Raw genomic sequence first — 10,813 nt, 5'->3', positions numbered from 1 at the left:
CTGGCTTTACCATCAAGATGTCAGCGCCTTGCGCTTCGTCCTGCAAGCTCTCATTTATAGCTTCTAGGCGGTTTGCGCTGTCCATTTGGTAGCTCTTTCTATCGCCAAAGCTTGGAGCGCTTTGCGCCACGTCGCGAAATGGTCCGTAGTAAGCTGAGGCAAATTTGGTTGAGTACGCCATCACTGGTAAATTCTCAAAGCCATTGCTATCAAGTGTCTCTCTTAGCGTTGCGATGATGCCATCCATCATGCCGCTTGGTGCGATCATGTCGGCGCCATTTTGAGCGTGTATCAAGGCTTGCTTGGCTGAAATTTCAAGCGTTGCGTCGTTGTCGATGGTGTTATGCACATGGTCGATTATGCCGCAGTGGCCGTGGTCTGTGTATTCGCAAAAGCAAAGATCGGTGACGACTACTAAATTTGGAAATTTATCTTTTATGGCTCTAAGTGCGGTTGCGATGATGCCGTCGCTACTTAGTGCGTCGCTGCCAACGCTATCTTTTAGGCTTGGTATGCCAAATAAAATGATCGATTTTATGCCTAAATTTACTATCTCTTCGCACTCTTTTAAAATTTCGTCCAAACTCATCTGAAAGACGCCCGGCATCGAGCTTATCTCTTTTTTCACGCCCTTGCCCTCGACGACGAAAAGCGGATAGATAAAATCGCTCGCGCAAACGCTAGTTTCGCGCACCATCTCTCTGATCGCTGGATTTATCCTGAGTCTTCTAAAACGTTTAAACATAATTTTCCTTTTACTTCGCTACAATTTACGCCTAGTGTAACATAATAGGAGTTAAAATTTTATGAATATCGAGCTTTCAAATACGGCAAATTTACCCTCTCGTTTCGGGATATTCGAGATAAAGGCATTTAAGGAGGGAGAGAAAGAACATTTAGCGATTTACAAAAAACCTTTCGGCGAGGTCGTAAACGTCCGCATCCACTCCGAGTGCCTAACGGGCGATGCGATCGGTAGCCTCAAGTGCGACTGCCGCGACCAGCTAGAAGCCAGCCTAAAATACATCGAGGAGCACGGCGGCATGGTGATTTATCTGCGCCAAGAAGGGCGAAATATCGGCCTACTAAACAAAGTAAACGCCTACCACCTGCAAGATGAGGGCCTTGACACCATCGAGGCAAATCACCAGCTAGGCTTTAAGGCCGACGAGCGCACGTACGAGATCGTGGATTTTATCTTAAAGCACTTTGGCATCGAAAAGATAAATTTGCTAACCAATAATCCAAAAAAACTGTCGGGGCTAAAGTGCGTACAGATCGTCTCTCGCGTACCGATCGTCATACACGCGAACAAATTTAACGAAAACTACCTACGCGTGAAAAAAGAGCAGATGGGGCATATGCTAGATGAAAATTGACCTGCCGCGGGACTTTGACGCGCAAACGGCGAAATTTAGCGAGATTTTGGCTAAATTTAACCGCGTGCACAGCCTCACCAACTACAAAAATTTAAACGAGCAGATCGCTGACAGCATAGCTCCGCTTGAAATTTTCCCGCAAATTGCGGGCGCTAAAACGGCGATCGACGTGGGTAGCGGAGCGGGCTTTCCGGCGATATTTCTCGCGATGATTTTAAAGGAGTGCGAGTGGCATCTCTTTGAACCCAGCCCGAAAAAATCGGCGTTTCTAAGCTATGTCAAGGCTGAGCTAAATTTAACCAACATCCGCGTAAAATCCTGCAAGATCCAGGACGGCGAGCCGTTTGCGGCGCAGCTCATCACGAGTCGCGCGCTGATGAAAACGAAAGATTTACTCAAAATTTGCAACGGCTTTTTTGACGCGCAAACTCAAATTTTACTCTACAAAGGAAGCAGCGTGCAAAGCGAGCTAGACGGGCTCAAAGCTCAAATTTACGGGCACGGCAACCGAAATTACGTACTTATAAAGGGCGGCGATGTTATTTAAAATTTTGGCTTTTTTTGCGGTTTTAATCGCGATTTATATGATATTTTTTAAAACCCGCGTCAAAAGAGGCGTAAAAGGCGGCGCAAAAAAAGAGGACAAAGATGCCGAAAATTTCGTCGAATGCAAAAAATGCGGCACCTTTATAGAGGCCAAAGACGCCGTAATCAGCGGCGGCGGTTATATCTGCGAAGACTGCATAAAGGATAAAAAATGAAACTGATCGGCCACGAGCTAGTGCCCTATGAGCCGCTGTTTTGGCGCGAAAATACCCAGCAGATCGAAGCGGGCAAGCAAAATTTGTTTAAATTTGACGAGACCGCGATAAAGCAAGCGCAGGAGCTAGGTGCCAATTTTAGCGTCGAAGCTGAAAATCTAAACGAAATCATCGTCGCAAACGCAGCCGGAGCGAAATTTATCGTCGTGCCCCACGAGCTTGCCGGCAAAGCAGCAAAGCTGGCGCAGGATTATCTATTTGACGCTCAAATTTGCGTCTTTATCGGCGGCGAAAACGAGCTGGCCGCGCTTAGCGAGACGGGCGCGGACGCTGCGATATTTAAAACCGCCGTAATAGGCAAGGATAAACGATGATAAAATTTCCGCCGTTGTATCTAAAATTTTTAGAGGATCTCGAGGGCGAAGAGTGCGTAGACGTTTTTAACGAGGCGGGAGCGGGTGCGTATCTATACGGGCGCGCGGCTCTAGCCGAGCGAAACGAAACCTACGAAGTAGCGCTTTACGAGCCCGGTTTTTATATGATAGGCCAAGACGGCGACCTTGGATTTTTTATAAAGTTAAACTCGGACGATGCAATTTATTTTAACGATCTAGGCGCGCTAGGCTCGGCTCCGATGCGCATAGCGGAGAAAGATATTTTTGCCCTCATAGAAAAGATAAAAGAGGACGGCGAGATATTTTCGTAAAATTTTACGAGCAAAGGAAACAAATGGAACTTTTTAAAACTGCATTTTTGATGACGGTGCTAATGCTGCTTTTCGTAGCCGTGGGCGGCGCGATAGGCGGCACTAGCGGCATGCTGGTGGCATTTTTGATTGCGCTTGGGATGAATTTCTTTTCATACTTTTTCTCGGACACGCTCGTGCTAAAGCACTACCGAGCCGTACCCGTGGACGAGGCGCACGCGACGGGACTTCATCAGATCGTGCGCGAGCTTTGCGCGAAGGCAAATTTGCCGATGCCAAAGATCTACATCATCCCAGAAGCCGTACCAAACGCCTTTGCCACGGGTCGTAACCCGAGCCACGCCGCAGTGGCCGTGACCGAGGGACTGCTAAATCTGCTAAACAAAGACGAGATCGAGGGCGTGCTGGCTCATGAGCTAAGCCACGTGCGCCACTACGACATCCTAACGGGCTCGATAGCGGCCGTTTTTGCTGGCGCGATCGCGATACTGGCGAATTTCGCGCAGTTTGGCGCGGCAAACCGTCAAGGCAAGCAAAATCCTCTAATGTTAATCGCTCTAGCCGTCATCATGCCGCTGGCCGCCACGATCATACGCATGGCGATCTCACGGGCGCGGGAGTTTGAGGCCGACAGGGGCGCTGCGATGATAACGGGCAAGCCCCAGCACCTAGCCGGCGCGCTGCGAAAGCTCGAGGACTACGCGCGCGGACGCGTGATGGCAAACGCCGACGAACAAAGCGCGCATATGTTTATCGTTAATCCCTTTAGCGGCGTAAAAAGCGCTCTGGGCTCGCTATTTCGCACGCACCCGAGCACCCAAGATCGCATCGCCGCGCTAGAAAATTTACGCTCGCAACTAGATGGCGAAAACGGCGTGAAAGAGTATTTTAGAAAGTAAATTTGACGCCAAATTTAACCCTGCGCGGCATCAAATTTGACCGTCCGCGTCAAAGCAAATTTATCAAAAAGGCAAAATATGAAAATAGCCGTAAACGGCACGAGCGGATTTATCGGCGGCGAGCTCTGCCGCTTTTTTAGAGCCCAGGGGCACGAAGTCGTAGCTATCCCGCGAGCCGCTTATGCCGACAAAGACGCGCTCAAAAATCTCGCTGACGGCTGCGACGCGGTTATAAATTTAGCGGGCGCTTCTATCGCGGCCAGATGGAGCGAGGACTATAAAAAGCGCCTTCGCGCAAGCAGGATAGAGACTACGCGCACGCTAGTTTGCGCTATAAACGAGCTAGAAAATCTGCCATTTTTCATCAGCGCTTCGGCTGTGGGTATTTACGAAAACGGCCTTGGCCACGACGAGAGCTCGGTCAAATTTGACCGCGGATTTTTGGGCGAGCTGGCATGCGAGTGGGAGAGCGAGGCCGCTAAAGCGCGGACGCAAACGGCGATATTTCGCCTGGGCGTAGTGCTAGGGCGAGGCGGCGCGCTAGCTAAGATGTTGCCCGCATTTAGGCTTGGTCTTGGCGGCAAGATCGGTAGCGGCGAGCAGGCGTTTTGCTGGATTCACATCGCTGATTTGCTAGAGGCATTTAAATTTACCTTGCAAAACCGCCAAAGCGGCGTTTTTAATCTCGTTTCGCCGCATCCTAGCACAAACGGAGAATTTACTAAAATTTTAGGCGAGGTTTTGGGGCGACCGACGTTTTTTAAAGTACATAAATTTGCGTTAAATTTGATACTGGGCGAGGGGTCAAGCGTACTGCTTGAAGGCGCAAAAGTCTATCCCAAAGCCTTGATAGAGAGCGGATTTGGCTTTAAATTTAGCGATCTAAAAACGGCGCTTCGGGATATTTTGAAGTAAATTTAAATAATTTTTGCCTGCTTAGCCAAATGCTTCGCTTCGGTTTTTGCAAAATGCGGCTCGCGCCAACCCAGCGTAAATTTGACGCCGCTACGAAAATTTAGCCGCATAGAATCTCGTCCGATTTTATCGCAAATCCAAATTAAAAACGCCACCGTAGAGGCATAAAAGCAAATACGGTAGCGCCTTAAGACATAAAATGCTTTGCCCGCTGATATGGCAGGCTACAAAACAGTAATCAAAATTTAACAAACCTGACGCTTAGGCAAAATTAGCACGATCCGTCCAAGAAAAAGCGATAAATTTTTTGACCGCCAAACGATGTCTTAAATTTACAAAACCGCGAGCCGATATTAGGCAAAATTCGGCGTAAATTTGAATCAGACGGCAAATTTACGCTTTTGAAGATATCAGACTAAGCTCATAAATTTGGAAAGCTAGCTTTTGCCGCTAGTTCTGCGCGCAGAGTTTGCTACCTGCGCGCTCAAGCGCACTTACGAGAAGTTTTACTCAAACCGCCTAGAGATGCTAGGCGAGAGCTTAGTCAAAACATCATAACTGATCGTGCCGAAAAAATCCGCCCAAACGCTAGCGTCGTCAAATACGCAAATTTTATCGCCCGCATCTTCGCAGCAAAAGCTATCCATCGACATTTTACCGAGCAACCGCTGTCCGCCGGCAGTCTTTAGCTCGCCCTCGCCCCCGTAGCGTAGCAATCCGTCGCCGTAGCCTAGGTCATAAACGGCGATTTGCATATCTTTGCTCGCGCAAAATTTAGCGCCGTAGCCCGCGCATTGCCCTTTTTTTAGTACTCTACCGCTAACTTTATGCGCCCAGAGCGACGCCACGCGTTTTAGCTCCAAACTCTCGTCAAACTGCGCGTATCCGTAGGCTGCGATACCCACACGCACGCACTCGTCCGCTAGCTCGCCGAAGCGCTCGGTCGCAGCGGAGTTGTGCGAGTGAAAGACCAAACCCTCGCCGCAAATTTCGCGCACTAAGGCTTTTGCCGCGGCGAAATTTTGCCTCTGTACAAAATAATCGCTACTAAGCTCTTCAGCGCTTCTAAAGTGCGTAAATGCGCCGCAAATTTGCAGTCCGTGCGCCAAAGCCGCCTCGCACGTCGCACGCACTTCGCTCACCGCCACGCCGTTTCGGTGCATGAGCGTATCGACGGCGATATGTACGCGCGCGCCTTTTTTAAATTTAGCAATCAGCGAAATGTCGTTTACCGCGTAGATAAATCTCTCGCTCTCGCCGCCCGTAGGGATGTGCGAAAGGATGAGGATGTGCTCGAAAAAGGGCTCCAACTCGCGCGCCTCGGCCTCGTTTTTGACCGCGCAAAATTTGATACCGTAGCTTGCCGCCTCACGCCCCACGAGCGCCGCTCCGTGCCCGTAGGCATTGTCTTTTAGCACCAAAATCACGCGATCTTTGTCGCCGGCTTTGGCGCAAATTTTAGTTAGATTATGGATGTAAGCGGATCTGTTTAAAACGAGTTCAGACATTGAAATTTACGCCAAACGCCTCGTAAACGTTAGGAAGCAGCTTCCTAATACTATAATCGTAAGAGTAAAATTTAGCGTAAAGCGCCTTTAGATCAGCCTCTTTAACCGCCGCAAAGTCAAACACGTCCGTGCCCGCAACCTTTGGTACCTGGCGGTCTAGCTCGGCGAAAAACTCGCCCCTCGCCTTTAAAATTTCCTCGATTTGAGCCTTTACTATTTCTTTTTTTTCTTGCATTTACTTCTCCGTTAAGATTTTAAATTTATCTTTATCTAGTCGCACGTAGAGCTCTTTTTGCCCCTTAAATTCGTGGCTCGGCGCTGCGTAATCCTCGTCAAAAACCACTCTAAAAAGATTTTGCCCTTTGGTATTTGGATACGGCGTCACGCTAAAATTTGAAGCTTTTATGCTCTTTTTTTCGTTTAGCGCGAAAATTCTCTTTTTATTTTCGGCAAATTTAGCCCTCGTTAGCGTGTTTTTGCCGTCTATTTTTACAAATTCGTCCGCGTAAAAGCCGAGGTAAATTTTAGTTTCGTTATCTCGCCACGCCTGCAGCCACTCGTGCAGATGTGCCAGTACGCGCGCGACGTCGTCTTTGCTGGCGTCTACCTTCTGGCTTTCGCTGATTATCACGACGCCCTCGCTGCCGATCAGTCGGCCGAATTTCACCAGCGCATCGTTGTTAAACGCCACGCAGCCGCGTGTTTTTACTTCGTCCTCGCGTTTGCCTTTCATCGGCAGTCCGTGTATCCAGATGCCTCCGCCCGTTTTTTGTGCGGCCTTATCGTGGGCGTTCGGATACGATAGCGACATCGCAAGCGGCCCGTAAAATGGATCCGGCGGCGTAAATTTGTCCGTGACGTCGTAAACTCCGACCGGAGTTTTTAGGTCGCCTTCTTTAAATTTATCCCCGCTTTTACCCGTTATCACGCTTTGAGAAAAGATTTCCTCCAGCGCGCCGCCTGAGTACTCGAAGCTTTGCAGGGTTTTTTGCGCTTTATTTACGACGATGATTTTGGTCTTAGCCTCGTAGTAGCCGTATCTGACGTCGGCTGCGCCTAGCTTTTTTAGCCAGTATTTAGCGCCTGTCAAATTTGCGTCCGCTAAAGCCTCGGCGACTAAAATTTGAGAAAAAAAAGCAGAAAAAAAAAGTAAGCCGAGTAGTTTTTTCAAAATTTTCCTAACGTTGCGTAATTTCGTAATAAAGGCCAGAATTATATTACATTTTCTCTTAAAAATTTTAAAAAGCTTTTATTTTGTGTTACAATAGCGAATATCAAATTCTACATAAAAGGATATAAAATAATGAAAAGCAAATCTTTAGCTTTATCTCTAGTAGTCGCCTCTTTGGGCTTTGCAAATGCCGCAGATATCGAGATCGTTGATATCTACGCTAAAGCTACGCCTCCTGGCGCCAAAAATACGGCTCTATTTTTCGATATCAAAAACAACACCGATAAACCGGTAAAACTAGTCGGCGCTAGCTCTCCCGCAGCCGCTACAGGCGAGATACACACGCATAAAGACGTAGACGGCATGAAAAAAATGATACAAATAGAAAACATCGAAGTACCTGCGATGGGCGAGGCAAATTTAAAACCGGGCGGTCTGCACGTAATGCTGATGAACGTAAAAGCCCCGATCAAAGAGGGCGACAAACTAGATGCCACGCTAGAGTTTGATAACGGACAAAAACTCGAGCTAAAAGACATCGTCGCAAAGTCGGTCGTAGCTAAAAAAGACGGCGAACACGGACACGATCACGGCGGACACCATAAGCATTAATGAAAAAATTTCTCATAATTTTAGTCCTTCTAGTCGGTGTTTTAGGTGCCTCGGCGTACTTGTTTTTTAAACCGCAAGCGCAAGAGGACTTTTTGAGCGCAGAGGACGTGGGGGCAAATTTAAACCCGCTTCCTTGCGATATGAACGCCGAGCACTCCTGCGGCGTGGAGTTTCGCGGCAAGACGGTTAAATTTAGCCTCTCGCCAAAGCCCGTTTACACGATGCAGCCGACGATCGTTCGCATAGAGGGACTAGAAGGATTTAAAAACCCAAGCCTTGAGATCCACGGCGTAAATATGGACATGGGTGTCATAAAGGCCGAAGTCGAAAAGCGCGACAACGCCTACATATCAAACATCGTGCTAAGCGCGTGCCTGATAAACATCATGAGATACCGTTTCGAGGTGCTAGAAAACGGTAAAAAAAGCGGACTTTATATAGACTTCGACTTGCATCAATAGGCGCAAATTTCACTTGAAAGGGCGGATAATGAAAAAGCTTCTTATCATACTTGTACTGATTTTAACGGTTCTAGGCGTAGGCTATCTCGCACTCTACTCAAACAAATACGCTCTTACCGGCCAAGGCGCAAACGGCGCGGTGAGTCTAAAGAGCTTTGAGGGCAAAAATAAGATCATATACTTTGGCTACACCTCGTGTCCGGACGTCTGCCCAGCAACTTTAGGTATCTTAAGTGGCGTCTTAAACGAGCTTAAAAGAGACGATATCGTAGTGATTTTCGTCACTCTCGACCCGGAGCGCGACGAAGCAAAAAACGTCGATGAGTATGCGAAGTATTTTTATCCGAATTCTTACGGCATAGTGTTAGACGATCTGCCTAAGGTTGCAAAAAGCTACGGCGTGAAGTATCAAAAGGTGTTGCTCGAAAAATCCGCTATAGAGTACTCCGTCGCTCATAGCTCCTCGCTATACGTACTAGATAAGAACGATAAATTCGTCGCCGAGATCTCCAATCTAACGGCGCAAAATATCAAGAAAACGCTGGAAAATCTGAAATAATAACAGCTTTATTATTTCGTAAATTTAGGTGTTACGTTATAACACAAAGATATTTTTTTATACTCAATTATTACCGATATTGATTTAAATCAATTCACTTTAAGCCTTCCGGTTGTATAGTTTCATTAATAGAAAATTTAAATTTGAAAGACATTTATGAAAATTATAGCGCTCGTATGCGCTCTATTTGTTTTCTCCTTCGCAAGCGACGTTAGCGCTACGGCTAGCCTCGACGTAAAAAGCTGCGCATATAGCGAGCAAAACAAAACACTAGCCGTCTACGATGCCAAAAATTCGCTAAAAATACTTAATCAAAAAGACTTGAAACCCATTAACAAATTTGGTGTTAAAACGGACGAGATAACCTCTCTGGATTTTGACGGCGCAAATTTATATGCAGGATTTGCGAGCGGCGAGATAGCTAAATTTAACGATGATTTTAGCTCTTTTGCCGGCATTATAAATCTTTCGAATTTAAACCTTGAGGCGCAGATAACGCACCTTCACGTCGCAAACGGCAAAATTTACGCGGTCGCCGGCAAAAACGCCTTTATCTCATACGACATTGCGTCAAAAAAGCTGACGCGCGCGAGTCTTAACGGCGCATACCGTATCGCGACCTGTCAAATTTCAAACGGCGCCGCGCTGATAACTAGCTGGGATAGATCGGTTTTTACCGTAAATTTAAGCACCATGAAGGCAAAAAACCTAGGCAGATTAAAATCCGTAGCTTTGAGCGCGGCAGAGATAAACTCGGGCGTGATTTTCGGACTTGCTAGCGGCGAGATAGCTAGCCTCAAATTTGACGCAGATGGAAATTTGACGAACGAAAAGTTAGCAAGCAAGCAGCCTAGCGCGGCAAATTTGACCGCCGAAGCAAATTTGACGAAAACAAACGACAAAGACAACGCTAGCTCAAATTTGACAGCCGTCAAAAACGCGCAAAACAAAGCGGATCTAATTTTGACTAGCGGCAAAGCAAACGCAAATTTGACGGACGCAGAAATTCAAATTTACAAAATCTCAAATTCGCGCGTTAAAAGCCTGATAGTCGTACAGGATAAAGTTTATATCGGGCTTGGAAACGGCGAAATTTTACGAAGCGATGCTGAGTTTAAACAGATAGAAAAAATAGGCAAAAACTCCGACGCCGTGATAAAAATTTTTAACGACGAAGATAGCGTCATAGCCGTTAGCATAAACGGCGAGATCCAATTTTACAAGAAAAAATCTTAGGAAAGGAGATTTTCAATGAACAAACTACTTAGTTGCGGTATCGTTGCGGCTGCGGGCCTGGCGTTTGCCGTTAGCAGTGCGTGTGCGGCGGATAGCGATCTACAAGCTATCATGAAAGCGCGCGGGCTAACGGAAAAAGACATCCTAGCGGCCGCTAAAACGTATCAGCCAAGCGGTAAAAAAGACGACTACATCGTATTTTCCTCAGGAGGCCAAAGCGGACAGGTGATGGTTTACGGCGTGCCTTCGATGAGAATTTACAAGTATATCGGCGTCTTTACGCCCGAGCCTTGGCAGGGATACGGCTACGACGAGGAGTCTAAAGCCATCCTAAAAAGCGGCGCCATCAGAGGCAAACAAATCACGTGGGGCGACACCCACCACCCTGCGCTAACCGAGAAAAACGGCGAATACGTCGGCGATTATCTTTTCATCAACGACAAGGCCAACCCTCGCATCGCCGTGATAAATTTGCACGATTTCGAGACGACTCAGATCGTGGTTAACCCTATCATGAAAAGCGAACACGGCGGTAGCTTTATCACTCCAAACAGCGAATACGTCATCGAAGCGGCGCAGTACGCGGCTCCGCTAGATGACGGCTAC

15 protein-coding genes and 1 pseudogene are annotated in these 10,813 nt (G+C 47.4%); 12 read left to right on the top strand and 4 right to left on the bottom strand.

What is annotated here, in order from left to right:
• Nucleotides 1-745 (bottom strand): porphobilinogen synthase (gene hemB, locus Q0200_RS07060; protein ID WP_297939553.1); only part of this gene is annotated, 745 nt, incomplete at its 3' end.
• Between the two features lie 61 nt (nucleotides 746-806).
• Between hemB and ribA the strand changes: the two genes are divergently transcribed.
• The 7 genes from ribA (at nucleotide 807) to Q0200_RS07025 (ending at nucleotide 4,660) form a co-directional block, all read left to right on the top strand.
• The gene (gene ribA, locus Q0200_RS07055; protein ID WP_002947626.1) at nucleotides 807-1,379 is read left to right on the top strand and encodes a GTP cyclohydrolase II; all 573 of its coding nucleotides are present in this window, start codon (nucleotides 807-809) and stop codon (nucleotides 1,377-1,379) included.
• Entirely contained in the window at nucleotides 1,369-1,926 is a 558-nt protein-coding gene (rsmG, locus tag Q0200_RS07050) for a 16S rRNA (guanine(527)-N(7))-methyltransferase RsmG (RefSeq protein ID WP_297939550.1), read from the top strand. The genes ribA and rsmG overlap by 11 nt, the downstream gene beginning before the upstream one ends.
• The gene (locus Q0200_RS07045; RefSeq protein WP_297939548.1) at nucleotides 1,916-2,140 is read left to right on the top strand and encodes a PP0621 family protein; all 225 of its coding nucleotides are present in this window, start codon (nucleotides 1,916-1,918) and stop codon (nucleotides 2,138-2,140) included. The genes rsmG and Q0200_RS07045 overlap by 11 nt, the downstream gene beginning before the upstream one ends.
• A complete protein-coding gene (locus Q0200_RS07040; protein ID WP_297939546.1) occupies nucleotides 2,137-2,514 on the top strand; it encodes a hypothetical protein in 378 nt (125 codons plus the stop codon). The genes Q0200_RS07045 and Q0200_RS07040 overlap by 4 nt, the downstream gene beginning before the upstream one ends.
• Entirely contained in the window at nucleotides 2,511-2,846 is a 336-nt protein-coding gene (locus Q0200_RS07035) for a hypothetical protein (RefSeq protein WP_297939545.1), read from the top strand. Before Q0200_RS07040 ends, Q0200_RS07035 begins: the two co-directional genes overlap by 4 nt.
• A gap of 23 nt (nucleotides 2,847-2,869) precedes the next feature.
• A complete protein-coding gene (gene htpX, locus Q0200_RS07030) occupies nucleotides 2,870-3,745 on the top strand; it encodes a zinc metalloprotease HtpX (RefSeq protein ID WP_297939543.1) in 876 nt (291 codons plus the stop codon).
• A gap of 78 nt (nucleotides 3,746-3,823) precedes the next feature.
• Entirely contained in the window at nucleotides 3,824-4,660 is an 837-nt protein-coding gene (locus Q0200_RS07025; RefSeq protein ID WP_297939540.1) for a TIGR01777 family oxidoreductase, read from the top strand.
• Nucleotides 4,661-5,166: 506 nt separating this feature from the next.
• On the opposite strand, the gene Q0200_RS07020 is transcribed toward Q0200_RS07025, so the two are convergent.
• From Q0200_RS07020 to Q0200_RS07010, 3 genes are read right to left on the bottom strand one after another with little or no spacing between them, the layout of a single operon-like run.
• Nucleotides 5,167-6,168 (bottom strand): alanine racemase, encoded by a 1,002-nt coding sequence (locus tag Q0200_RS07020; RefSeq protein WP_297939538.1) that lies wholly within the window; start codon nucleotides 6,166-6,168, stop codon nucleotides 5,167-5,169.
• A complete protein-coding gene (gene cmeU, locus Q0200_RS07015) occupies nucleotides 6,161-6,403 on the bottom strand; it encodes a CmeU family protein (RefSeq protein WP_297939535.1) in 243 nt (80 codons plus the stop codon). Before cmeU ends, Q0200_RS07020 begins: the two co-directional genes overlap by 8 nt.
• Nucleotides 6,404-7,339: a L,D-transpeptidase family protein gene (locus Q0200_RS07010; RefSeq protein WP_297939532.1), complete on the bottom strand. Its 936-nt coding sequence runs from the start codon at nucleotides 7,337-7,339 to the stop codon at nucleotides 6,404-6,406.
• A gap of 132 nt (nucleotides 7,340-7,471) precedes the next feature.
• Between Q0200_RS07010 and Q0200_RS07005 the strand changes: the two genes are divergently transcribed.
• The 5 genes and pseudogenes from Q0200_RS07005 to Q0200_RS06985 all read left to right on the top strand — a co-directional run.
• The gene (locus tag Q0200_RS07005; protein ID WP_297939529.1) at nucleotides 7,472-7,951 is read left to right on the top strand and encodes a copper chaperone PCu(A)C; all 480 of its coding nucleotides are present in this window, start codon (nucleotides 7,472-7,474) and stop codon (nucleotides 7,949-7,951) included.
• Nucleotides 7,951-8,412 (top strand): hypothetical protein, encoded by a 462-nt coding sequence (locus tag Q0200_RS07000; protein WP_297939526.1) that lies wholly within the window; start codon nucleotides 7,951-7,953, stop codon nucleotides 8,410-8,412. Before Q0200_RS07005 ends, Q0200_RS07000 begins: the two co-directional genes overlap by 1 nt.
• A gap of 28 nt (nucleotides 8,413-8,440) precedes the next feature.
• The gene (locus Q0200_RS06995) at nucleotides 8,441-8,971 is read left to right on the top strand and encodes an SCO family protein (RefSeq protein ID WP_297939523.1); all 531 of its coding nucleotides are present in this window, start codon (nucleotides 8,441-8,443) and stop codon (nucleotides 8,969-8,971) included.
• 156 nt (nucleotides 8,972-9,127) lie between these two features.
• Nucleotides 9,128-10,207 carry a hypothetical protein gene (locus Q0200_RS06990; RefSeq protein WP_297939521.1) on the top strand — a complete coding sequence of 360 codons (1,080 nt, stop codon included), beginning with the start codon at nucleotides 9,128-9,130 and terminating at the stop codon, nucleotides 10,205-10,207.
• 15 nt (nucleotides 10,208-10,222) lie between these two features.
• A pseudogene (locus Q0200_RS06985) lies at nucleotides 10,223-10,813 on the top strand (cytochrome C); the annotation flags it as partial.

The organism is uncultured Campylobacter sp. (assembly GCF_938045225.1).
In the GTDB taxonomy this organism is placed as follows: domain Bacteria; phylum Campylobacterota; class Campylobacteria; order Campylobacterales; family Campylobacteraceae; genus Campylobacter_A.
Note: the sequence above shows the minus strand (reverse complement) of the source record. Positions and strands in the feature narration are given on the sequence as shown.